Source organism: Mycolicibacterium arabiense (genome assembly GCF_010731815.2).
GTDB lineage: Bacteria > Actinomycetota > Actinomycetes > Mycobacteriales > Mycobacteriaceae > Mycobacterium > Mycobacterium arabiense.
The window spans coordinates 1,089,603-1,111,383 of record NZ_AP022593.1 but is presented as its reverse complement, the minus strand read 5'-3'; the positions used below and the strand labels follow the sequence as shown (position 1 = coordinate 1,111,383).

Here is a 21,781-nt window from a genome sequence, read left to right as displayed (position 1 = left end):
CGTCAGTCCAGACGCACGGATTCGACGGTCACCGCCGACTTCGGCGCCCCGTCGTCGGACCCGTCCTCGACGCCGTCGGCCGCGATCCGGTCGACCACCGCGAGACCGGTCTCGTCGACCGTGCCGAACACCGCGTACGTGGGCGGCATGGCCGAATCCTCGTAGACGACGAAGAACTGACTGCCGTTGGTGCCCGGGCCGCTGTTGGCCATCGCGAGCGTCCCGCGCGGGTAGCGCACCGGCTGCTGCAACGCGGGATCGGTCATCCGGTACTGGTTCGTGGGGTACTCGTTGGGGAAGCGGTAACCGGGCCCGCCGCTTCCGGTGCCCGACGGGTCACCGCACTGCAGCACCCGTAACGACTCCGACGTGGTGAGCCGGTGGCAGGTGGTGCCGTCGAAGTACCCCTGCTGCGCGAGGCTGACGAAGCTGTTGACCGTGCACGGCGACTTGGCGTTGTCGAGCCGCAGGCCGATCGCACCCGAGTCGGTGACCAGGGTGGCGTCCACGACCGGGGGTGTGGTGGGCACCCGGCCGGTACGCGGCGGCCGGCTGGGCCTGCTGGCGGCCTCGGTGGTCGCCGGGTACTGGCAGTTGGAACCCAGCGTCGCCGGCGGTTTGAACGGCGGCAGGCCGTTCTGCGGGAGCGGGCCTGCCGTGGTGCCGGGGAAGCCGGGGTTCTGGGCTCGGTAGTCGTCGACGGCCTGGATCGCGAGGCTCGCGACGACGATCGTCGCGACCAGGAACAGGATGCCGAGAGCGGTCAGGACGTACCCGAGGATCAGGCCGGCCAGCGCCAGGCCGTGCCCCTGCTCGCCGGTGCGCTTGATCTGCGCCAGCGAGAGGTGGCCGAACAGGATGCCGAGCGGCGCGAACAGGAACGCAAAGATCAGCGACGCGATTGCGAGCCCGTTGGTTCCGGTCGGCGGTGGTGGCCCGTAGCCATACCCGTACGGCTGTGGGTCGCCGTACGGGTATGGCTGTGGCGGTCCTGGTGCCGGGGGCGGAACGGTCACGGGGTCGACACCGGTGGTGTCAGTCCAGCCCGAGGGTCTTGATCTGCACCGGCTTCGCGGGCGGTCCGTCGCCCCCGCCGCCCTGCACGCCCGCGGCCGCGATCTTGTCGAGCGTGGCCAGGCCGGTCTCGTCGATGGTGCCGAACACCGTGTAGTTCGGCGGCAACTGCGAGTCCTGGTAGACCAGGAAGAACTGGCTGCCGTTGGTGCCCGGTCCGGCGTTGGCCATGGCCAACGTGCCGCGCGGGTAGATCACCGGCTGTTGCAGCGCGGGGTCGTCGGGCTGGAACTGATTGGTCGGGTATTCGTTGGCGAATTCGTAGCCCGGGCCGCCGGTGCCCTTGCCGGTCGGGTCGCCGCACTGCAGCACCGCGAGTCCGCCGGTGGTGAGCCGGTGGCACGGGGTGTCGTTGAAGTAGTCCTGCTGCGCCAGGCTGGCGAAGCTGTTCACCGTGCACGGTGCCTTGCCGTTGTCGAGCTGCAGGCCGAGGTTGCCCTCGCTGGTGGTCATGCTTGCGCTGACTTGGGCGGGGTCGGTCGGCACCTTGCCCGTCCGCGGCGGGTTGTTCTTCTTGCTCGCAGCCTCCGCCGCGGGGTACTGGCAGTCGGCGCCGAGATCGGCGGGTGGCTTGAACGCGGGCAGCGCGGACCCGTCGGCAGGCGGCTCCTGCCCCGAACTGGCCGCACCGCTGGTGGTCGTGGCGGCCGAGGCGGTGGTGCTGCCGGAGTCGCGGTTGGTGATGACGACGGTGGCCACTACCGCGGCGACCAGGGCGACCGCACCGACGGCCGAGCCGATGATCGTCAGCTGGCGTCGCCGCTTGGCCTGTGCTTCTCTGCGTTCCAGCTGCCGTTCGAGCTTGCGCTTGGCCGCTGCTCGCCGCTGTTCGTTGGTCGGCACCGCCGCTGTCCTCCTGGTGATCGCTTCGTTCTTCGGTGAACGGGGTGTCGCCGGGACGGCGACCTCACTCGCGTTCGGCACCGAGTGTGCCAGGAATGCCTGAAAAGAGGTCCCGCGACCCGCACGACTGGCAGCCGACCACGAGGTGGGAAACTGGACTCCGTGTTGATCACCGGTTTCCCTGCGGGATGGCTGCAGTGCAACTGCTATGTCCTCGCCCCGAGTCAGGGCGCTGACGCGATCATCGTCGACCCAGGCCAGAAGGCCATGCCGCGGCTGCGCAAGATCCTCGACGAGAACCGGCTGACTCCGGCGGCGGTGCTGCTCACCCACGGGCACATCGACCACGTCTGGTCCGCGCAGAAGGTTGCGGACACCTACGGGTGCCCGGCCTTCATCCACCCCGAGGACCGGGCCATGCTCAAGGATCCGATCAAGGGCTTCGGTCCTCGGCTCGCTCAACTCGCGGTCGGAGTGATGTTCACCGAGCCGCGGCAGGTCGTCGAACTCGACCGCGACGGCGACAAGATCGAACTCGGCGGCATGACCGTCACCGTCGACCACACCCCGGGGCACACCAGGGGGTCGGTGACGTTCCGCGTTGCCGGCGGGCAGGAGCGAAGCGACTCGGGGATGTCGTGGGCGAACGGGCCGGCGGAGATGGCGTTCACGGGCGACACGCTGTTCAAGAAGTCGATCGGCCGGACGGATCTCGAGGGTGGCAGCGGTCGCGACCTCTACACGTCGATCGTCGAGAAGCTGTTGGTCCTCGACGACTCCACCGTGGTGCTGCCGGGGCACGGCGAGAAGACCACCATCGGCGCCGAACGCCGAACCAACCCCTTCCTCGAAGGTCTGTGATGAGCGAATTTCAGGCGCCCAAGGGCGTCCCGGATTACCTGCCGCCCGAGTCCGCCCAGTTCGTCGCCGTCCGCGACGGTCTGCTGGAGTCGGCCCGTCGTGCCGGCTACGGCTACGTCGAGCTACCGATCTTCGAGGACACGTCCCTGTTCGCGCGCGGCGTGGGGGAGTCCACCGACGTCGTGTCCAAGGAGATGTACACCTTCGCCGATCGCGGGGAGCGGTCGGTGACCCTGCGGCCCGAGGGCACCGCGGGCGTGATGCGCGCCGTCATCGAGCACGGCATCGACCGCGGTGCGCTGCCCGCCAAGCTCTGCTACTCGGGTCCGTTCTTCCGCTACGAGCGCCCGCAGGCCGGTCGTTACCGGCAGCTGCAGCAGGTGGGCGTCGAGGCCATCGGCGTCGACGACCCGGCGCTCGACGCCGAGGTGATCGCCATCGCCGACAGTGGGTTCCGTGCGCTCGGGCTCGACGGCTTTCGCCTGGAGATCACCTCCCTGGGCGATGACACGTGCCGACCGCAGTATCGAGAGTTGTTGCAGGAGTTCCTGTTCAAGCTCGACCTCGACGAGGACACCCGGCGGCGGGCCGAGATCAACCCGCTACGGGTGCTCGACGACAAGCGGCCGCACGTGCGGAAGATGACCGCTGACGCCCCGGTGATGATGGACCACCTGTCCGACGTGGCCAAGCAGCACTTCGACACGGTGCTCGCGCATCTCGACGCGCTGCGGGTGCCGTACGTGATCAACCCGCGAATGGTGCGCGGGCTGGACTACTACACGAAGACGACGTTCGAGTTCGTCCACGACGGTCTCGGCGCGCAGTCGGGTATCGGTGGCGGTGGACGCTACGACGGGTTGATGCGCCAGCTCGGCGGGCGTGACCTGTCCGGCATCGGTTTCGGGCTCGGCGTGGACCGGACGCTGCTCGCGCTCAAGGCCGAGGGCAAGACGGTGGGCCAGACGAGCGCCGTCGACGTGTTCGCCGTGCCGCTGGGCGACGCGGCGAAGCTCGAGTTGGCGAAACTGGGTGCGGCGCTGCGGGATGCGGGTGTTCGGGTGGACCTGGCCTACGGCGACCGCAGCATGAAGAGCGCGATGAAGGCTGCCGACCGCTCCGGTGCGTCGATGGCCCTGGTTGCCGGCGACCGCGACGTCGAGGCGGGCACCGTGGGCGTCAAGGACCTGGCCACCGGCGAGCAGGTCGACGTGGCCATCGACGCCGTCGTGGGCAACGTGCTCGCGCGCCTGGGCCGCGTCCGCCTCCTCTAGGCCGCTTGCTGGGTTACCTCCTCCCGCGAGCGTGCGTGTCTGCGGGCGACACGCCGGGTGGGGGCGGGAGTGTGCGCACGCTCGTGGGGCCGAAGCCGGGGTGTACGCGCCGAGTGTGGGGTTGAGCTACGCGAGATAGCGTGTCGCGTAGCGTAAGTCGACACTCCACAGCGCTAAGGTCCGGTGCCGCCCCGAGGCGCGTGCCGTCGACCCCCGCGACCCAGAGCACCGCGGGGATGGCAGCATCATGGCCCATGCGGGTACTGGTGCAACGGGTGACTTCGGCGCGGGTCGTGGTCGAAGGCGACGTGGTAGGGGAGATCGCCCCGGCAGGTCAGGGACTGCTGGCGCTCGTCGGCATCACGCACACCGACGACGCCGACGTGGCCGCGCGGATGGCCGAGAAGCTTTGGCGCCTGCGCATTCTCGACGGTGAGCGCAGCGCTGCCGACGTGGCGGCACCCATCCTCGTGGTCAGCCAGTTCACGCTGTACGCCGACACGGCGAAGGGGCGGAGGCCGTCGTGGAACGCGGCCGCACCCGGCGCCGTCGCCGAACCCCTCGTCGATGCGATGTGCGACGCGCTGCGCGGTCTCGGCGCCGACGTCGAGACGGGCGTCTTCGGCGCCGACATGAAGGTCGAACTGGTCAACGACGGACCGGTTACCTTGCTGCTCGAACTGTCCTAGATCGCCATCGCGGCGCGCACGTCGGCCTCCGACGCGGAACCACCAGTGCCACTCGACGTCACGCGCCCAGACTCGAGGATGTAGTAGCGCTGCGCCGACTCGAGAGCGAACCCGATGTGCTGCTCGACCAGCAGCACGCCCAGACCACCCCGCCGGGTGAGCGCTGTGATCGCCGCCTCGATCTCGGCGACCACCGAGGGTTGGATGCCCTCGGTGGGCTCGTCGAGGATCAGGCACGTCGGCGTGGTGATGAGCGCCCGCGCGATCGCCAGTTGCTGGCGCTGACCGCCCGACAGCAACCCGGCCCGCCGGCCCAGCAGCTCCTTGAGCGCCGGGAACAGGTCCAGTTGCTCGTCGATGAGCTGCTTGCCGTTCTTGCGACCGTCGGCGACCACCTGCAGGTTCTCCGCCGTGGTGAGCTGCCCGAAGGACTGCTGGCCTTGCGGCACGTACGCCAGCCCGCGCGCGACCCGGGCGCTCGGTCGCATCTTCGTGACGTCCTCGCCATCGAACATCACCTTGCCGCCCGAGCACTTCAACAGCCCGACCGCGACGCGCAGCAGCGTGGTCTTGCCTGCACCGTTGTGTCCCATCACCGCGGCGACGCCGTCGGTGGGCACCTCGAGGTTCACCCCGTGGATCACCTCCGAGCGGCCGTAACCGCTACGGACGTCGACGAGTTCGAGCATCAGGGCTCCTCCACCAGAGCATCGGTGCCCGCCGCGGCGGTGCCGAGGTAGACCTCCTGCACCTTGGGGTTGGCCTGCACCTCGGCGACGGTTCCCTCGGCGATCACCTGCCCGCGCGCCAGCACCGTCACCGACGTCGCGAACGCCCGCATGAAGTCCATGTCGTGTTCGACGACGACCACGGTCCGTTCGCTACCGATGCGTCGCAACAGGTTTCCCGTCTCCTCGCGTTCGTCGTGGCTCATCCCGGCCACGGGTTCGTCCAGCAGCAGCACGTCGGCGTTCTGGACCAGGAGCATGCCGATCTCCAGCCACTGCTTCTGCCCGTGCGCCAGCACCCCCGCGGGCCGGTCCGCCAGGTCGGCCAGGCCGGTGATCTCGAGCGCCTCCTCGATGGCGGGCAACACCCCGGATCGTCGCCGCAGCAGCGTCCACGCCGACCGCCCCGCGCCTGCGGCGATGTCGAGGTTCTGCAGCACCGTCATTTGCTCGAACACGCTCGCCGTCTGAAACGTTCGGCCCACGCCCAGGCGGGCGATCTGATGCACCTTCTTGCCGAGCAGTTCGACGCCGGACTTGCTGACCGACCCCGTGCCCGACACCAACCCGGTGATGGCGTCGATGACGGTCGTCTTGCCCGCGCCGTTGGGCCCGATCAGGAATCGCAGGTCACCCTGAAAGAGCGTGAGATCGACGTCGCTGACGGCCTTGAAACCGTCGAAGTCCACGGTCAGCCCGCGCACTTCGAGGTACTGGGTGCCCATGCCGACATTGCCGCCGGCCACCGGCGTCGTCATGCTGCCTGGAGTCTGCGTCTCGGTCATCGGCTGGCTCCTGCCTTCTCGGGAGCGGGGTCGGGGTCCGTTAACGCCACCGGGTCAGGTTCCGCCTTGGGCTTGCCCTTGCGTCGGCGACGCAGGAAGACGCCGAGCCCCGCGAGGCCGGCGGGGAAGAACCCGACGACCACGATGAACAGCAGGCCTTGGGCGTAGGTCCACTCCGACGGAAAGCGTTCGGAGAACACGGTTTGCGCCCACGCCACGCCGATCGCGCCGAGCACCGGTCCGAGTAGCGTCGTCCTGCCCCCGATCGCCACCCCGATGAGGAACGCGATCGACGGCAGGATGCCAACCTGTGACGGCGCGATGAAGCCGACGATCGGGGCGAACAGCGCGCCCGCGATGCTGGCGAACAACGCGGCCACCGTGTAGGCGACGACCTTGACGTTCGCCGGGTCGTACCCGAGGAAGCGCACGCGCTCCTCACCGTCGCGCACCGCGACCAAGAGCTCGCCGTAGCGGCTCTGCATCAGCTGGCGCACGATTGCGACGACGATAAGCAGGACCGCCGCCGCGATGAAGTAGAGCATCTGCTTGTTCACCGGGTCCTTGAGCGCGAACCCGAAGAACGTGCGGAAGTTGTTGAGCCCGTTGCTTCCCCCGATGCTGGTCTGGCCGATCAGCAGGATCGCCAGCGCGGCCGCCAGCGCCTGGGACAGGATGGCGAAGTACGCGCCCTTGACGCGGCGCTTGAACACGCCGAGTCCGAGCAGGGCGGCGATCGCCGTCGGGACGAACACGACCGCCAGCAGCGTGACGATGGGCGATGCGAACGGCTGCCAGTAGGCGGGCAGTTCTCGAACGCCCGCGATCTGCATGAAGTCCGGCACCGCCTGCTTGGTGAGCGCGGCGTCGGAGATCTTCAGATGCATCCCCATGATGTAGCCGCCGAGACCGAAGAAGACGCCCTGGCCCAGGACGAGCATTCCACCACGGCCCCATGCCAATCCGATGCCGACCGCCACGATGGCGAAGCACAGGAATTTCGCCAGCAGGCTGAGCCGGAAGTCCGACAGCAGCGCGGGGGCGACGCCGAACAGCGCGACGGCGGCGATGCCGAACCCCGCCCACGTCTGCCAGCGGCCGAGTACGCGTGTCATACGAGGCTCCTGGTCCGAACGGTGAACAGTCCCTGCGGGCGAACCTGCAGGAAGAACACGATGATCACGAACACGATCACCTTGGCCAGCGAGGCGGTGGTGTTGTACTCGATGAACGAGTTGAAGAACCCCAGCCCCAGGGCCGCGATCACCGTGCCCTTGATGTGGCCGAGACCGCCGACGACGACGACGAGGAACGCGTCGATGAGGTAACTCTGCCCGGTGGTGGGGCTCGTGGAGCCGATCAAGGTCAGTGCCACCCCGGCCACGCCCGCCAGACCCGATCCGAGGAAGAACGTCGTGATGTCGGTCTTGCGCGACGAGATGCCGCTCGTCTCGGCCAGATCCCGGTTCTGCACGACGGCGCGGATGCGCCGTCCCATCGGGCTCGTCTTGAGCGCCGTGGCCAGCGCCGCCACGCACACCGCGGCGAGGATCAGGATGAAGATGCGGGTCTTGGGTACCACGGCACCGAAGATCTCGACACCACCCGGCAGCCACGTCGGGGCGATGACGTTGACGGCGGGTGCGCCGAACACGTCGCGCGCCACCTGCTGCAGGATCAGCCCCACGCCGAACGTCACCAGCAGGGTGTCCAGCGGCCGGTCGTACATCCGCTGAATCAGCGTGACCTCCAGGACCACTCCCATGAGGCCACCGACGAAGAACCCGATGACCAGTGAGAGCAGCAGTGAGACACCGGCGTTCGAGAACACCTGCTGCACGACGTACGCGGTGTAGCAGCCGGCCATGATGAACTCGCCGTGCGCCATGTTGATGACGCCCATCTGGCCGAACGTCAGCGACAGTCCCAGTGCAGCCAGCAACAGGATCGAGCCGAGGCTCAATCCCGTTGCCAGCTGTCCGATCAGGACATCCACGGGCGAATCAGCCGGACAGGCCGGCGGCCCACGGGTAGGACTTCAGGTAGGGGTCCGGCTCGATCGGGCCGGGGGACTCCCACACCGTGTAGATCAGTCCGTCGGGCCGAATCTCGCCGATGCGTGCGGTCTTGGTGATGTGGTTGTTCTCACCGTCGATGGTCACCAGACCCTCGGGCGCGTCGAACGTGACACCGCCCGCGTTGTCCTGAATGGCCTTGACGTCGAACGACTTCGCCTTCTCGACGGTGTTCTTCCACAGGTACACCGAGACGTACGCGGCTTCCATAGGATCCGAGGTCGGCTTGTCGGCGCCGTAGGCCTTCTCGTACGCGGCGACGAACTTCTGGTTCACCGGGGTGTCGATGGTCTGGTAGTAGTCCCAGGCCGTGAGCTGGCCCGCGACGTTCTGCACGCCGATGCCGCCGACTTCTTCCTCGGCGATCGACACCGAGACCACCGGCATCTGCTGTGGGGTCAGGCCGACGTTGCGGTACTCGCGGAAGAAGGCGACGTTGGAATCGCCGTTGAGCGTGTTGAACACGGCGTCGGCGTCCGCGCTGCGCACCTTGTTCACGATGGTGGAGAAGTCGGTCGATCCGAGCGGGGTGTAGTCCTCGCCCTTGATCTCGATGCCGTTGGCACTCGCGTAGGCCTTGATGATCCGGTTCGCCGTCTGGGGGAACACGTAGTCGCTACCGACGAGGTAGAGCGACTTGATGCCCTTCTCCTTCAGGTAGTCCAGGGCGGGCACGATCTGCTGGTTGGTGGTGGCACCGGTGTAGAAGATGTTCTTGCTCGACTCGAGGCCCTCGTACTGCACGGGGTAGTAGAGCAGCGCGTTGTTGCTCTCGAAGACCGGCAGCATGGCCTTGCGGCTCGACGACGTCCAGCCGCCGAACACCGCTGCGACACAGTCGCTGCTGATGAGCTTCTCGGCCTTCTCCGCGAACACCGTGGGTTCCGACGCTCCGTCTTCCCCGACGAGTTGGAGTTGCTTGTCCATGACGCCGCCGGAGGCGTTGATCTCGTCGACGGCCAGCTTGATGGCATCGCGAACGGTGACCTCGGAGATCGCCATCGTGCCCGACAGGGAGTTGAGTGACCCCACCTTGACGGTCGAGCCGGACGTGTCGACGCACGACGCGGCTGCGGCGCCATCGGTTTCGCTCGCCTTGCTGCCACAACCGGCCAGGAGGAGGCTGGTCGTGGCGATCAGGCTCCCGGCCGCCAGGGCCGATTTATTGAGCCGCGAGCGGGTGGTACCCCCATTGGACAACCGCATGAACAACCTTTCGTCGTGCCGCGAGGCGCTGGCACGCGGATTCCGAATCCGCTGCGAGCGCTGAGGTTCGACGCTCGTCGAGCGTCGATGCGGGACGTTAGAGACGCTTTGTTTCTGTGAAATTTCTGTACGTGACGAATGAATTAACGCCGCGTTCGCACGGTGTTCACCCGAGGATCGGCGGGTATCCACGATGGCTTCGAGTCCCCGGGTGTGCCGTGTAACGGTGCGGTACGGTCCGTCGATGTGACGATCATGCGTAAGACAGCAGTGGTTGGAACCGCGTTCGCGCTGGCGGCAGCGTCGCTCGGGCTGGGCCAGACGGCGAGTGCGGAACCCGCCGCACACCAGGTCAGGTACACGCTCTCGGCGTTGGGGCCGGGGGACTTCAATCTCTACTACTCGTTCGCGGCGCCGCCGAGCCTCGAGGCGTACCACGCCGACCCGAACGCGTTCGTCAAGAGCGAGAAGGTGAACCTCGCGCCGGGTGCCCCATGGGTCTTCGAGACCACGCTGGCCGATTCGCAGTGGGCGTTCCTCTCGGCCAGCGGTGCCGCGCACGCCATGCAGGCCGACCCGAACGTGCGCTGCGAGATCGCCGTCGACGGCCAGGTCGTCGTGGAGCAGACGGGTCCGTTCACGACGCAGTGCCAACTGCGGTCCTGGAACTGACACCGGCGGGGCGACGTCGGTCGAGCGCTGCGACGGCCACGGCCGACGCCGTGAGGACGGCCGCAGCGATGAACGCCGTGGGGTAGCCCGCCAGCGAGATCGCGTATCCGAGCGCGGCCGCACCCGCGGCCTGCCCGAAGATCAGCGCCACGAACAGCATTGCCGTGCCCGCCGCGGCATTGGCGGGATCGATGCCCGTGGTCCACGCGATGAGCGCGGAGGTGGCGGCCACGAACGCCCAGCCGAACACCAGGCACGCGGTGACGACGACGAAGGTCCGGCCAGGCGCGATGGCCAGTGCGGTGACGGCGCACGTGACGAGTGCGCAAGTGAGCATCCACGCGCCGGTCGGTGTCGACTTGGCCAGTAACCGAGCGGTCGCGATGACCGCGGTGCCCCCCACGCCGAGCAGGATCCACGCGGTGACGGTGTCGCCTTGGGACCCGCCTCCGACCTCGACGAGCAGGCTCCGCCCGTAGGTCCACACGGCGCTGGATCCCGCTCCGAAGAGCACGGCGGCGGTGATGGCGGTCAGGTGCCGCCGCGCCCAGCCCATCGAGAGCCGCTGTGTCGCAGGCGCGTCGACGGTCGACGCCCGATCGGCCGCCAGCACCGCTACGGCGATGGCCGCCGTCACGACGCCGACCAGGACCCAGCTGGCGCGCCACTGCGGCAGCATTATCAGCGCCAACACTCCGGCGGCGACGAGGCCCGGTCCGGTGCCCGCGTTGACCGCCGTTTGAGCGCTGTCGTGACGGTCGGGACCCACGTTGCGCGCGACGATGGTCACCAGCGCAGGGGAGGCGAACCCGGCACCGGCCGAGCTGAGTATGGCGAACCCGGCGAAGACGGGGATGCTGGTCGCGGCGGCCATGCCGAACACGCCGAGGCAGGCCGTGGCGGTTGCGGCCACCACCAATGCTCGCGGCCGGCGACCGCCGAGGCGGAAGCCGGCCAGGGCGGCCGCGCAGTACGCCAGCGACGAGCCCGACGAGACGTATCCGGCGCCCGCCGCGCCCAGCCCCAGGTCCCGCTGGACGTCGGGGAGGAACAGTCCGTAGGCCAGCCGCACCAGCCCGTAGGTGGCGGCGATGAAGCACGTCCCGAACACCACGAGGAGGCTCGGGCGGACGTCACCAAACGAAAACGATCGTTTCACCTTTGCGAGTCTAGGCTGATTGGCATGCCGGTGCGCAAGGGCTCCGAGGAGAAACTGCTCGACGCGGTCGACGACGTCGTGTTCACCCGCGGCATCGAGTCGACCCCCGTGGACGCCGTGCTCGCAAGGGCGGGGGTGTCGGCGGCCACGCTCTACCGCGGCTTCCGCAGCAAGGAGGCGCTGATCGCCGCCGCACTGGAACGGCGGCACGAACGGTGGCGACGGGTCTGGGCCGACGCGATCGACGCGGCCACCGACGACGAGCAGCGACTGCTGGCGATCTTCGACGCGATCGACCAGTACGCCGACCGGCCGGACGGAGCGCGCTGGTGTGCGTTCCTGGGCGCGGCCGCCGAGTATGCCAACCCGCCTGCGGAGATCGCCGCGGCGATCGAGCGCGACACCGATCACATGCGTCGCACGTTGCGCGACCTCGCGCGACGGTTGCCGTGCGACGCGCCCGACGACCTGGCCGAATCGATTCTGCTGGTGCTCACCGGCGAACTCGGGATGCGGCTGCGCGACGACGACCGCCGACGGTCGTCCGCCGTGGGGCGCCGGGTCGCCGCAACCCTGGTCGCCCACGCAACCCACCCTTGACAGATCATCGAACGCACGTTCGAATGGAGGCATGCGCTGGGACGGTCAAGGCATCGAGGTCGACGACGGAGCGCTGCCCGGGCTGCAGCGCCTCGGCTTCGTCCGGTCGGTGCGCACGCCGCAGTTCGACGGCATCACGTTCCATGAAGTGCTGTGCAAGTCGGCATTGAACAAGGTGCCCGAGGCCTCGGGTCTACCGTTCCGGTTCACCGTGAACGGCTATCGCGGGTGCAGCCACGCCTGCCGCTATTGCTTCGCCCGGCCCACCCACGAGTACCTCGACTTCGACTCCGGCGTCGACTTCGACACCCAGGTGGTGGTGAAGACCAACGTCGTCGACGTGCTGCGCCGGGAGGTGCGGCGCAGATCGTGGACCCGCGAGACGGTCGCCCTCGGCACCAACACCGACCCCTATCAGCGGGCCGAGGGGCGTTATGCGTTGATGCCCGGGATCATCGACGCCCTGGCCGGATCCGGAACGTCGATGTCCATCCTGACGAAGGGCACACTGCTGCAACGGGATCTGCCGCTGATCGCCGAAGCGGGCAAGACCGTCGACGTCACCGTCTCGGTGTCGCTGGCGATCGGCGACGCCGATCTGCATCAGCAGATCGAACCCGGGACGCCGACACCGCGCGCAAGGTTGAACCTGGTGCGAGCCATCCGGGATGCCGGCCTCGACTGCCACGTCATGATCGCCCCGGTGCTGCCGCATCTCACCGATTCCGTCGAGCATCTCGACGCACTGCTCGCCGACGTCGCCGCGGCGGGGGCCACCGGGGTGACGGTGTTCGGTCTGCACCTGCGGGGGTCGACGCGCGGCTGGTTCATGAACTGGCTGGCCGAGGCCCGGCCGGAGCTGCTGCCGCAGTACCGCGAGCTGTACCGGCGAGGTGCCTATCTTCCGCAGGACTATCGGGATGCGTTGCGCGACAGGGCCGCTCCGCTGGTGCGCCGCCACGGGCTGGAGGCGCGGAACCGGCCGTTCCGCGTGCGGCCGACGCCTGCCGTGGTGGCCGAACCGGAGCCGACGCTGTTCTGACCCGAGGGCGTCGACGCGTCGTCACCCGTCGCAGGTAGGTTGCGACACGATGCTCGTCGACCGACAGGAGAGCGCATGACCGTCGTCCTCGTCCATGGAGTGCCCGAGACGGCCGCGGTGTGGGACCTGTTGGTCGCCTCGCTCGCGGAACTCGGTGAGACCGACGTCCGCAGGCTGTCGCCACCGGGCTTCGGCGCGCCGGTGCCGGACGGCTTCAGCGCCACGATGCACGGTTACCGCGACTGGCTGGTCGCCGAACTCGAGGCCATCGGCGAACCCGTGGACCTCGTCGGCCACGACTGGGGCGGCGGCCACGTACTGAACGTCGCGATGACGCGACCCGATCTGATCCGCACGTGGACGTCCGACGTGCCGGGCGTGTTCGACGCCGAGTACGTGTGGCACGAGCTCGCCCAGCAGTGGCAGACGCCCGAGGTGGGAGAGCAGGTGGTCGCGGGACTGGCCGCCATGCCGGTGTCCGATCGCGCCGCGTTCCTCACGGGAGCCGGGATGGCGGCCGAGATCGCCGAACGCGTGGCCCCCGGCGTGGACGAGGCGATGGGCCGGTCGATCCTCGCCCTCTACCGCTCGGCCGCACAACCCAACGCCGCCAGGGCCGGCGACCACCTCGAAGCCGCCGCCGCACGGCCGGGTCTCACGCTGCTGCCCACCGAGGACGACTACGTCGGGACCGCCGAGCAGAAGCAGCGTGCGTCGGCCAGGGCCGGTGCCCGGATCGAGGTGCTCGACGGGCTCGGGCACTGGTGGATGACGCAGGACCCCGGGTCGGCGGCGGCCGTGATGGTGGAGTTCTGGCGGGCACACCGGGGCTGACCGCCCCGATCCGTCAGTTCTTGTTGCGCTTCACCTGATTGAACGGCACGCCCCGGTCGGGTGCGTGTTCGCGAGGGAAGCCGAGTACGCGCTCGCCGATCACGTTGCGCGCGATCTCGGTGGTACCGCCGCCCAACGACGCGGCCTGCCGTGACGGGTAGCGGCTACCGAACGAGAACAGCCCGCTGCCGTCGTCGACCACGCCTGCGGCACCGGCGATCCCGAGCGCGGTGTCCACCTCGAACTGGACCGTCTCGGCGTGGCTGATGCGGAGGATCGAGCCGGCTGCCGACGGCAGCGAACCGTCGAGCACCCCGTGGTACACGTGGTCGACGAGCTGCTCCTGGACCGCGCGGCGCACCAGCGCGCGGCCCGCCATCGCGCGAATGCGTTCGTTCCCGGTCTGCCCGGTGGCGCGCAGCAGTTCCACGTAGTCGACCAGCTGGTCCGTCGACCCCTCGGCGCCGATGCCGCTGGCGAACTCGGAACCGCCACCGACGGCGCGACGTTCGTGGAACATCTGCCGCGAGGCCACTTCCCAGCCCTTGTCGACCTCGCCGACCACGGCGTCGTCGCCGAGTTCGAGGTCGTCGAAGAACTCCTCACAGAACTCGTTGCCACCGTCGACCTGCTTGATCCTGCGCATGGTGATGCCGTCGGCCGCCAGTGGCACCAGGAACATCGTGAGCCCCTCGTGCTTCGGGACGTCCCAGTTGGTGCGCGCGAGCAGTAGCCCGTAGTCGGCGGCGAAGGCGCTGGTGCTCCACGTCTTGGCGCCGTTGACTATCCACTTGTCGCCTCGCCGGTCCGCGCGGGTGATGACACCCGCGAGATCCGACCCACCGCTGGGCTCCGACAGCAGTTGGACGAGGACCTCGTCACCGCTGATGGCTCCGGCGATGTGAGTGCGCTTTTGGTCCTCGGTGCCGGTGTCGAGAATCGTTGCCGCGCAGATGGTGAACGTCGGGGTGTTCAGGATGAGCGGGAGTTCGTACTCGCGCGACACCTCGTTGAACGCGCGCTGGTAGGCGATCGACAGGCCCAGGCCACCGTACTCGCGGGGGAAGCAGATCCCGGCGAAGCCGCCCGAGTGCAGCAGTTTCTGCAGCTCGCGGGCGCGCAGCCACGGGCCCTCCTCGCCGCGGTCGACGTAGGGCGGGTCGGCCGGGTCGACGCGAGGCATGTTGTCCGCCAACCAGGTTCGCGCCCGGTCGGCGAACTCCGCGACCGTCTCGGTGCTGACCGGAGCGTCGGTGGTGGTGTCGGTCATGATGCGGACTCCAACTCCTCGGTGAGCGCGTAGACGCGCAGGTCGTGTTCTTCCGGAGTGCCCAACATGGCCCGGTTCAGGGTGGCTCGCCGCAGGAACAGGTGCAGATCGTGTTCCCACGTCACACCGATGCCGCCGTGCAGTTGCACGCAGTGCTGCAACATGTCCGGTGCGTGCTCACCGACGTAGGACTTCGCGACGCTGACCAGTCGGTCGGCGTCGCCGGAGCGGGCGCTCACCGCGGCGACCGCCGCACGCGTCGTCGCGCGGCACGCTTCCAGCCAGATCTTCATGTCCGCGTACCGGTGCTTGAGCGCCTGGTACGACGCCAGCGGCCTGCCGAAGGAATGCCGGTCGAACGCCCACTGCACGGTGAACGCGAAGACCGAGTCGAGTATCCCCACGACTTCCGCGCACTGCAGCACCTGGGCGATCTGGGCCTGCCGGGCGATCAGGGCCGGCGTCTGCTCGGCCGTGCCGACCGCAGCGTCCTGCGCCACCTCGACGCCGTCGAACGTGATGCGCGCGTATCGCTTCACCAGGTCGAGGGAGTTCTGCGCCTCGACGCGGACGCCGGCTGCATCGGTGGGCACCAGGAACTGCCTCGGCACGCCGTCGGCCACGGCCACGAGCAGGACGATGCCGCTCTCGATGCCTGCCTCGACGCGGTCCTTGACGCCGTCGATGCGCCACCCGGACCCCGTCGCGACGGCGGTGACGGTGGACTCCGTCGGCGCCCACCCCCGCCCCGGCTCGTACACCGCCCAGGACGCCACCAACTCGCCGGCGACGAGCGATTCGATGACGGTCGAGCGCCCTTCGGCGTCGTCTGAGTCGACCAGGCCGGCGAGCACGGTGCTGACCGGATGCAGCGGGCCGGGAGCCACGGAGCGCCCGATGAGTTCGGCGATGAGCGCCAGGTCCGCCACGCCGTCACCCGAGACGCTGCCGCCGCCGAGTTCCTCGGGCACCAGCAGGCTCGTCCAACCGAGTTCTGCAGCGCGTCGCCACCACTGCGGCCGGAAGGTCTCACCGGCGGCGTGCAGTTCGCGCACGTGCGTCAGCGAGCCCTCCCGCTGCAGGAACTCCTCGGCCGTCGACGCGAAGAGGACTCGTTCCGGATTGGCGACTGGTGTCATGAGATCGGTTGCGCCTCTGCTGTCGTGGGGTGGGGAGCGGCGTAATTCGGGATGGGGGAGTTCGCGTGGGGGCGTTCACGCGAGATGAAAGTCTCGTTTGTCCAATTTGGTAATGACGTTACCACCAGGCAAGCAGCGTAGACAGCCCTGAATCTGGCGGTTGCTCAGCGCAGGTCGGCTTGCCGCCGGGTGGGGCTCACTTCGCCAGGGCGCGCAGGCAGAAGTCGTAGATGTGCTTGCCCTCGAGAGGGGTGCCGTTGAGTTCGGCGCCCAGCACCCGCAGCCGCATCGCTCCCATCGCGGACTGCATGATCAGCGTCGCGGAGGCGTCGACGTCGAGGTCCGGTGCGAAGACCTCCTCGGCGATGCCGCGGTCGATGATGTCGCCGATCAGCACCTTCACCGGGGCCAACACCCTGGCGTACTCGGCGGGGACGGTCTCGGCCAGGTGGTCGTTGTAGAACGTCAGACCTCTGTTGATGCTGTCCTGGGTGGTGGACGACGCGGGAGCGCTGACTCGTTCGATCAGCAGGCGCAGGGCCTCGGCGGCACCGAGGTCGTCGGTGTCGGCACGCCAGCGCAGCGTGGACTCCGACATGATCTTCTCGATGAGGGCGAGCAGCAGCTCGTCCTTGCTCGAGAAGTGCTGATAGAACGACCGCAGTGACGTCTTCGACCGCTCGACGACTTCGAGGACGGTGAAGTCGGCCCTCCCGGTCTCGCCGAGGATCGACAGCGCCGACCGCATGAACCGGGTGGCGCGGGATTCCTCCTCGACCGCACCGGCAGCTGCCGGCTCGGCGCTCGCGCGCCTCGTCGGCTCACCGGGCTGGGTCGCTCCGCTCCGGGCCACGAGAACGACGTTACCGTTTCTCGCGAGTCTGTGGTGTGCTTGGCGGCGAGTTTCCGACAGCGGAAGGGGTGTCATCCCATGACCACGCAGCCCGATCAATCGCAGTGGACCCTCGCGGGGCTCCTCGAACTGTTCGACGTCGAGCCCGACGGCGACCGGTTCATCGGTCAGACGGGCCTCGCAGGGGCCGACGAACGTCAGGTCGTGGAGGGCACTCAGGTGCTCGCGCAGGCGATCGTCGCGGTCGCGAAGCGCTTCCCGGAGAAGTCCGTTCGGTCCGCGACCGCGGTGTTCGCCCGCGCCGTGCTCGTCGGACCGCCGGTCGAGTTGACCGTCGACGTGGTCGCAGAGGGACGCACCACCGCCACCGCCGTGGTGTCCGCGAGCCAGAACGGCAAGCGTTGCATCACGGCGACTGTCTTCACCGACGTCCCGTCCGCCGACGTCATCCGGCACCACCTGCCGCGGCCCGACGTCACCGCACCCGCCGACGCGAATCCCGCAGACATGCCGATGGTGGGCCGCGAGATGCGGCTGGTCGACGTCGTCGACGTCAACAGCCCCGACGAGGTCGGACCGCCGGAGCTGCACGCCTGGCTGCACTACGACCCCGTGCCGACGCGCGACGACCTCGCCAAGGCGCTCATCGCGTACTTCACCGGCCACCTTGGCATCTCGACCACGATGCGGGCACACGAGGGCATCGGCACCGCCCAGGCCCACCTGACGGTGTCGACCGCGCCGATGACGATCGGGGTCAGCTTCCACGAGCCGTTCACGTGGTCGGACTGGCTCCTCTACGGCCATGAGAGCACACAGGTGGGCGCGGGGATGTCCTACATCCGCGGCACCGTGCACACCGAGGCGGGTGAGCTCATCGCCTCGTTCGCCCAGGACGCGATGATCCGGCCACTGCGCACCACCGACACGTCGATCGACGCGTCCGCCCGGCTGTAGGCCACCGGTGAGCCTGGTCGCGGGTCACGGACCGCTCGGCTCGCAGCGCGCCGGGCGGCTGTCACCGCCGGTCGACGGGTCGATCGTGCTCGTCGAGCCGCATCCACGGCGGGTGCGGGCCGTGCGGGGCGAGGACGTGGTGCTCGACACCGAGCAGTGCCTGCTCGTGCATCGCGAAGGGCAACCGCTGAGCTACGCGTTCCCGGCGGAACTGGCGGGCGAACTCCCGGCCGCACCGGTGCCGGAGGCGCCCGGTTACGTCACGGTGCCGTGGACGGCGGTGGACGCGTGGTTCGAGGAGGGGCGCCGCCTGGTCCACTATCCGCCGAACCCGTACCACCGGGTGGACTGCAGGCCGACGACGCGGCGGCTGCGCGTCACCGTCGGGGGCGAGACGCTGGTGGACACCGACGAGACCGTGATCGTGTTCGAAACGGCCTTGGCACCAAGGCTGTACGTCGACCCGGCACGCGTGCGCACCGATCTGCTGCGCGCGACAGACACGTCGAGCTACTGCAACTACAAGGGCGTCGCCACGTACTGGGCGGCGGTGCTCGGCGACACCGTCATCCCGGACGTCGCATGGAGCTACGACGAGCCGTTGCCCGAAAGCGAGCCGATCCGGGGCTTCCTCAGCTTCGAGAGCCCAGACGCGGTGGTGTCGGCCGAGCTGCCCGCCGGTCAGACCTTCAGATAGCCCTTCTCCGCGGGGATCTGGGCCGCGGTGACCAGCGACGAACCATCGCCTGCGAGCCACACGACGATGTCGGAGACCAGATCCGGGGCCGCCAGTGAGTCGGTCGGCAGCGCGCCGGGGGAGAAGCTGTGGATGAACCTCTGGTGGTCGGCGAACATCTGATACATCGAGACGTCGTTGCCCATCGGGGTGTCGGTGCCGTACGGATGGACCGAGTTGACGCGAATCCCGTACTCGCCCAACTCGATCGCCAGCGAGTTGGTGAGGCCGACGATGCCGAACTTCGATGCGCAGTAGTGGCCGCATCCCGGCACGGCCTTGATGCCCGCCGCCGAACTGATGGTGATGATCGAACCACCATTGCCCGCGTCGATTATGGCGGGGACTGTCGCCTTCACGGTGTTCCACACGCCGGTGAGGTTGGTGTCGATGATCTCCTGCCACTGTTGCGCCGAGATCTCCCAAAGGCGGCCCCAATTGAGCACGCCCGCGTTCGCGACGACCACGTCGAGGCGGCCGAACTGCTCGATTGCCTCGGCGACCACCCGCTGCTGCCCCTCGAGGTCGCGGACGTCGACCTCCGTGGCCAGGATCGTGCGGCCCTCGCCCTCCACCAGACTCGTCGTCTCGGCCAGGTGCTCGGGTCTGGCATGGGCGTAGCCGTTGTGCTCGGCGACCGGACCGCACGCGTCGATCGCGACGATGTCGGCACCTGCCCGCGCGAGCCGGACGCAGTGCGAACGGCCCTGGCCGCGTGCGGCGCCGGTCACGTACGCGACGCGCCCGGCCAACGGGGTGTCGGAATCGGTCATGCGGGTTGCTCCTCGAGGTCGGACGTGGCCGGTCGCGCGACGGCGGCGCGGCGGGAGAACTGGTAGTCGCGCAGCGGGGAGCGGCGGGCGAAGCGTCGTGAGCCGGTGATCGTCTGGGGCCGGTGGTAGACGGTGTCGCTCTGGGAATTGATGAAGTAGGTGTTCAGGCCCGGGTTGCAGTCGGTGAAGTACAGGTGGGCGGTCCTGCCTCGCTTGGCCATCGTCGCGTTCCATCGGTTGAACGCGTCCTGCGACACCTCGACGACGTCGTCACCCCGCCGCCTGGTCTCGTCGATGACCCGCACCGCATGCGCGGCAATGGTCTCCACGAAGTCGGGCCAGGCGAACCCCACGAAACCGTTCGGTCCCACGATCTCCCACCGGTTGGGCAGCCGCGGGTGCGCGGTGCCCGCGTAACTCCGAAGCCCGTGCGCGCGGTAGTAGGTGGCGAGGTCGAAACCGTTGCTGCCCAATATGGTTCCCTCGCGGTAGGTCTCGGGGTCGGTCCACAACTCGTAGCCGGTGGCCAGCACCAGCAGGTCGGCTGGGTGTTCCCGGCCGTCGCTGGTGCGGATGCCGTCGCGGGTGATCCGTTCGATGGGTGTGGTTACGAGCTGGGTGTTGGGGCGGTTGAGGGCAGGAAGGAACGCACTGGAGATGACTGGGCGTTTGGCCATGATCCCGTACTTCGGCAGCAGCGCCCGGCGCGTGCGCGCATCCCGCACGGTCGCGCGCAGCAGCAGGCGGTACAGGGCGCGGCAGTATGCGTCGTACCACGGCATGACGCGTTTCAGCACCGAGTCCGGTAGTCGGGAGAACACGTGCACGATCGGCGCGATCATGGCCGCGTCCATCAACATTCGCCCCGCCACGTTGATGGCGGGCACGACACCGGGCAGGCGCAGCACGCGCCGCATCGACGGGGGGATGTCGAAGTCGACCTTGGGAAGCACCCACGCCGGCGTGCGCTGGTAGACCTCCAGTCTGCGGGCGACGGGCGACAGCGCTGCCGAGATCTGGACGCCGCTCGAGCCCGTGCCGATCACGGCGATCCGCTTGTCGCGGGCGTCGTAGGCGTCGTCCCACGCGTTGGGGCGCAGAATCGTCCCGGAGAAGTCCTCGACGCCCGGGATGTCCACGGTCTCCTTGGCGTTGACGTACCCGCCGACGGAGCTGATGAGGAACCGCGCCGAGATGGTGCGGCCGTCGCGCGTGCTCAGCAGCCAGCGGCCTGCTCGATCGTCCCAGCGCTGTGCGGTGACTTCGGTGTGCGGTCGGAGCAGAGGGTAGAGGCCCAGCGCGGTCGCGGTGTCGCGCAGGTAGCGGTGGATCTCCGGGCCGGGGGCGAACAGGCGACTCCAGTTGGGATTCGGTGCGAACGACAGCTGGTACCACAGCGTGGGGATGTCGACGGCGAGGCCGGGGTAGTGGTTGTCCCGCCACGTGCCGCCGAAGTCCGCACCGCGCTCCAGGATCACGACGTCGTGAATGCCTCTCTCGCGCAACAGGTGTGCCGCGGCGATGCCGCCAGGCCCGGCGCCGATGACGACGACCTCGTGGTGGGCTTCAATCATGGGTTCCTCCAGTGAGTCCACTGACGACGTGGTCGGTGACGAATCGCCGCACCGCGCGGGGATTGTCGAGATTGACGCCCATGGGGGGCAGTAATTCGAAGCTGAACAGGATGCGGACGATCCACTCGCCCGCGCGTTTGGCGTCGACGCCTGGGCCGACTTCGCCGCTGCTCTGGGCAGCCAACACGTGCGGCTGCCACAGTTCGATGGCGCGGTGGACCAGGTCGTCACCGCTGTGGCGCAGCAGCAGCACCAGGATGCTCTCGTTGATGCCGCCGGGCACGACGTGATCGGAGCGCTGCCGGTGGGCACAGATCAGCTGGGCGGCGGCGGCCACCTGGTCGGCCAGCGTGCCGGACCGGTGCACTTCGTCGGCCATCGTGTCGACGAACGCCGAGGCGAGGTGATCGAGGGCGACCTTGATTGCCCGGTCCCGGCTGCCGAATGCGTTGTGCACGGTACCGCGGGACACCCCGGCGGCGTCTGCGACAGCAGTCAGGCTGAAGCGGCGGGGACCGAGACGGCGCAATGTGTCGGCAGTTGCCCGAAGCAGGGCGAGCGAGGCAGCCCGGGGTGGCAACGGGTCATCGGGCACTTGAACACATTATCGAAATGTGTTCAACGTGATCAGCCTCTT

The 21,781-nt window shown here is 68.7% G+C and carries 23 protein-coding genes; 9 read left to right on the top strand and 14 right to left on the bottom strand.

Annotation, left to right across the window (positions count from 1 at the left end; genetic code table 11):
- Positions 1-2: 2 nt before the first annotated feature.
- Together G6N61_RS06945 and G6N61_RS06940 are read right to left on the bottom strand one after the other, a co-directional pair.
- Entirely contained in the window at positions 3-1,016 is a 1,014-nt protein-coding gene (locus G6N61_RS06945; protein ID WP_163917868.1) for a peptidylprolyl isomerase, read from the bottom strand.
- Between the two features lie 19 nt (positions 1,017-1,035).
- Positions 1,036-1,917, bottom strand: a complete 882-nt coding sequence (locus tag G6N61_RS06940) for a peptidylprolyl isomerase (protein ID WP_163917867.1) — start codon at positions 1,915-1,917, stop codon at positions 1,036-1,038.
- Positions 1,918-2,079: 162 nt separating this feature from the next.
- On the opposite strand from G6N61_RS06940, the gene G6N61_RS06935 reads away from it, so the two are divergent.
- The 3 genes from G6N61_RS06935 to dtd all read left to right on the top strand — a co-directional run bounded on the left by G6N61_RS06935 (position 2,080) and on the right by dtd (position 4,741).
- Positions 2,080-2,778, top strand: coding sequence for an MBL fold metallo-hydrolase (locus tag G6N61_RS06935; RefSeq protein ID WP_163917866.1), 699 nt, complete (start codon positions 2,080-2,082; stop codon positions 2,776-2,778).
- Positions 2,778-4,052, top strand: coding sequence for a histidine--tRNA ligase (gene hisS / locus G6N61_RS06930; protein ID WP_163917865.1), 1,275 nt, complete (start codon positions 2,778-2,780; stop codon positions 4,050-4,052). Before G6N61_RS06935 ends, hisS begins: the two co-directional genes overlap by 1 nt.
- Positions 4,053-4,306: 254 nt before the next feature.
- A complete protein-coding gene (gene dtd / locus G6N61_RS06925) occupies positions 4,307-4,741 on the top strand; it encodes a D-aminoacyl-tRNA deacylase (protein WP_163924643.1) in 435 nt (144 codons plus the stop codon).
- Here the strand turns inward: dtd and urtE are convergent.
- The 5 genes from urtE to urtA are packed head-to-tail and all read right to left on the bottom strand — an operon-like array spanning position 4,738 to position 9,535.
- A complete protein-coding gene (gene urtE, locus G6N61_RS06920; protein WP_163917864.1) occupies positions 4,738-5,430 on the bottom strand; it encodes an urea ABC transporter ATP-binding subunit UrtE in 693 nt (230 codons plus the stop codon). The genes dtd and urtE overlap by 4 nt on opposite strands.
- Positions 5,430-6,254, bottom strand: coding sequence for an urea ABC transporter ATP-binding protein UrtD (gene urtD / locus G6N61_RS06915; protein WP_235887435.1), 825 nt, complete (start codon positions 6,252-6,254; stop codon positions 5,430-5,432). The genes urtE and urtD overlap by 1 nt, the downstream gene beginning before the upstream one ends.
- Positions 6,251-7,369, bottom strand: a complete 1,119-nt coding sequence (urtC, locus tag G6N61_RS06910) for an urea ABC transporter permease subunit UrtC (protein WP_163917863.1) — start codon at positions 7,367-7,369, stop codon at positions 6,251-6,253. The genes urtD and urtC overlap by 4 nt, the downstream gene beginning before the upstream one ends.
- The gene (gene urtB / locus G6N61_RS06905; RefSeq protein ID WP_163917862.1) at positions 7,366-8,250 is read right to left on the bottom strand and encodes an urea ABC transporter permease subunit UrtB; all 885 of its coding nucleotides are present in this window, start codon (positions 8,248-8,250) and stop codon (positions 7,366-7,368) included. Before urtB ends, urtC begins: the two co-directional genes overlap by 4 nt.
- A 7-nt stretch (positions 8,251-8,257) precedes the next feature.
- On the bottom strand, positions 8,258-9,535 hold the full coding sequence (gene urtA, locus G6N61_RS06900; RefSeq protein WP_163917861.1) for an urea ABC transporter substrate-binding protein: 1,278 nt from the start codon (positions 9,533-9,535) through the stop codon (positions 8,258-8,260).
- Positions 9,536-9,790: 255 nt separating this feature from the next.
- On the opposite strand from urtA, the gene G6N61_RS06895 reads away from it, so the two are divergent.
- A complete protein-coding gene (locus tag G6N61_RS06895; protein ID WP_163917860.1) occupies positions 9,791-10,207 on the top strand; it encodes an Rv2576c family protein in 417 nt (138 codons plus the stop codon).
- Here the strand turns inward: G6N61_RS06895 and G6N61_RS06890 are convergent.
- Complete coding sequence (locus G6N61_RS06890; protein WP_163917859.1) at positions 10,173-11,366, bottom strand: MFS transporter; 1,194 nt, start codon at positions 11,364-11,366, stop codon at positions 10,173-10,175. The genes G6N61_RS06895 and G6N61_RS06890 overlap by 35 nt on opposite strands.
- A 24-nt stretch (positions 11,367-11,390) precedes the next feature.
- Between G6N61_RS06890 and G6N61_RS06885 the strand changes: the two genes are divergently transcribed.
- The 3 genes from G6N61_RS06885 (at position 11,391) to G6N61_RS06875 (ending at position 13,842) form a co-directional block, all read left to right on the top strand.
- On the top strand, positions 11,391-11,966 hold the full coding sequence (locus G6N61_RS06885; protein WP_163917858.1) for a TetR/AcrR family transcriptional regulator: 576 nt from the start codon (positions 11,391-11,393) through the stop codon (positions 11,964-11,966).
- Between the two features lie 31 nt (positions 11,967-11,997).
- Positions 11,998-13,008 carry an Rv2578c family radical SAM protein gene (locus G6N61_RS06880; protein WP_163917857.1) on the top strand — a complete coding sequence of 337 codons (1,011 nt, stop codon included), beginning with the start codon at positions 11,998-12,000 and terminating at the stop codon, positions 13,006-13,008.
- 75 nt (positions 13,009-13,083) lie between these two features.
- Entirely contained in the window at positions 13,084-13,842 is a 759-nt protein-coding gene (locus G6N61_RS06875) for an alpha/beta fold hydrolase (protein ID WP_163917856.1), read from the top strand.
- Positions 13,843-13,855: 13 nt separating this feature from the next.
- Here the strand turns inward: G6N61_RS06875 and G6N61_RS06870 are convergent, their stop codons facing one another.
- The 3 genes from G6N61_RS06870 to G6N61_RS06860 form a co-directional block, all read right to left on the bottom strand.
- Positions 13,856-15,112, bottom strand: a complete 1,257-nt coding sequence (locus tag G6N61_RS06870) for an acyl-CoA dehydrogenase family protein (RefSeq protein ID WP_163917855.1) — start codon at positions 15,110-15,112, stop codon at positions 13,856-13,858.
- Positions 15,109-16,251: an acyl-CoA dehydrogenase family protein gene (locus G6N61_RS06865; RefSeq protein WP_163917854.1), complete on the bottom strand. Its 1,143-nt coding sequence runs from the start codon at positions 16,249-16,251 to the stop codon at positions 15,109-15,111. The genes G6N61_RS06870 and G6N61_RS06865 overlap by 4 nt, the downstream gene beginning before the upstream one ends.
- 196 nt (positions 16,252-16,447) lie before the next feature.
- On the bottom strand, positions 16,448-17,104 hold the full coding sequence (locus tag G6N61_RS06860) for a TetR/AcrR family transcriptional regulator (protein WP_407666393.1): 657 nt from the start codon (positions 17,102-17,104) through the stop codon (positions 16,448-16,450).
- Positions 17,105-17,182: 78 nt separating this feature from the next.
- Here G6N61_RS06860 and G6N61_RS06855 point away from each other — a divergent pair, with 78 nt between their 5' ends.
- Both G6N61_RS06855 and G6N61_RS06850 read left to right on the top strand, forming a co-directional pair.
- A complete protein-coding gene (locus tag G6N61_RS06855; protein WP_163917852.1) occupies positions 17,183-18,061 on the top strand; it encodes an acyl-CoA thioesterase in 879 nt (292 codons plus the stop codon).
- Between the two features lie 7 nt (positions 18,062-18,068).
- Positions 18,069-18,758: a DUF427 domain-containing protein gene (locus tag G6N61_RS06850; protein WP_163917851.1), complete on the top strand. Its 690-nt coding sequence runs from the start codon at positions 18,069-18,071 to the stop codon at positions 18,756-18,758.
- Here the strand turns inward: G6N61_RS06850 and G6N61_RS06845 are convergent.
- The 3 genes from G6N61_RS06845 to G6N61_RS06835 are packed head-to-tail and all read right to left on the bottom strand — an operon-like array spanning position 18,743 to position 21,739.
- A complete protein-coding gene (locus G6N61_RS06845) occupies positions 18,743-19,570 on the bottom strand; it encodes a mycofactocin-coupled SDR family oxidoreductase (RefSeq protein WP_163917850.1) in 828 nt (275 codons plus the stop codon). The two genes, G6N61_RS06850 and G6N61_RS06845, sit on opposite strands and share 16 nt — an antisense overlap.
- On the bottom strand, positions 19,567-21,144 hold the full coding sequence (locus tag G6N61_RS06840) for a flavin-containing monooxygenase (protein WP_163917849.1): 1,578 nt from the start codon (positions 21,142-21,144) through the stop codon (positions 19,567-19,569). Before G6N61_RS06840 ends, G6N61_RS06845 begins: the two co-directional genes overlap by 4 nt.
- Positions 21,137-21,739, bottom strand: a complete 603-nt coding sequence (locus tag G6N61_RS06835) for a TetR/AcrR family transcriptional regulator (protein ID WP_235887434.1) — start codon at positions 21,737-21,739, stop codon at positions 21,137-21,139. The genes G6N61_RS06840 and G6N61_RS06835 overlap by 8 nt, the downstream gene beginning before the upstream one ends.
- Positions 21,740-21,781: the final 42 nt, after the last annotated feature.

What these genes read in the sequence shown, in the direction of transcription:
- hisS (WP_163917865.1), top strand. Translation starts at nt 2,778, where the DNA reads ATGAGCGAATTTCAGGCGCCCAAGGGCGTCCCGGATTACCTGCCGCCC.
- dtd (WP_163924643.1), top strand. Translation starts at nt 4,307, where the DNA reads ATGCGGGTACTGGTGCAACGGGTGACTTCGGCGCGGGTCGTGGTCGAA.
- urtE (WP_163917864.1), bottom strand. Translation starts at nt 5,430, where the DNA reads ATGCTCGAACTCGTCGACGTCCGTAGCGGTTACGGCCGCTCGGAGGTG.
- urtD (WP_235887435.1), bottom strand. Translation starts at nt 6,254, where the DNA reads ATGACCGAGACGCAGACTCCAGGCAGCATGACGACGCCGGTGGCCGGC.
- urtC (WP_163917863.1), bottom strand. Translation starts at nt 7,369, where the DNA reads ATGACACGCGTACTCGGCCGCTGGCAGACGTGGGCGGGGTTCGGCATC.
- urtA (WP_163917861.1), bottom strand. Translation starts at nt 9,535, where the DNA reads ATGCGGTTGTCCAATGGGGGTACCACCCGCTCGCGGCTCAATAAATCG.
- G6N61_RS06895 (WP_163917860.1), top strand. Translation starts at nt 9,791, where the DNA reads ATGCGTAAGACAGCAGTGGTTGGAACCGCGTTCGCGCTGGCGGCAGCG.
- G6N61_RS06885 (WP_163917858.1), top strand. Translation starts at nt 11,391, where the DNA reads ATGCCGGTGCGCAAGGGCTCCGAGGAGAAACTGCTCGACGCGGTCGAC.
- G6N61_RS06880 (WP_163917857.1), top strand. Translation starts at nt 11,998, where the DNA reads ATGCGCTGGGACGGTCAAGGCATCGAGGTCGACGACGGAGCGCTGCCC.
- G6N61_RS06875 (WP_163917856.1), top strand. Translation starts at nt 13,084, where the DNA reads ATGACCGTCGTCCTCGTCCATGGAGTGCCCGAGACGGCCGCGGTGTGG.
- G6N61_RS06870 (WP_163917855.1), bottom strand. Translation starts at nt 15,112, where the DNA reads ATGACCGACACCACCACCGACGCTCCGGTCAGCACCGAGACGGTCGCG.
- G6N61_RS06865 (WP_163917854.1), bottom strand. Translation starts at nt 16,251, where the DNA reads ATGACACCAGTCGCCAATCCGGAACGAGTCCTCTTCGCGTCGACGGCC.
- G6N61_RS06855 (WP_163917852.1), top strand. Translation starts at nt 17,183, where the DNA reads ATGACCACGCAGCCCGATCAATCGCAGTGGACCCTCGCGGGGCTCCTC.
- G6N61_RS06845 (WP_163917850.1), bottom strand. Translation starts at nt 19,570, where the DNA reads ATGACCGATTCCGACACCCCGTTGGCCGGGCGCGTCGCGTACGTGACC.
- G6N61_RS06840 (WP_163917849.1), bottom strand. Translation starts at nt 21,144, where the DNA reads ATGATTGAAGCCCACCACGAGGTCGTCGTCATCGGCGCCGGGCCTGGC.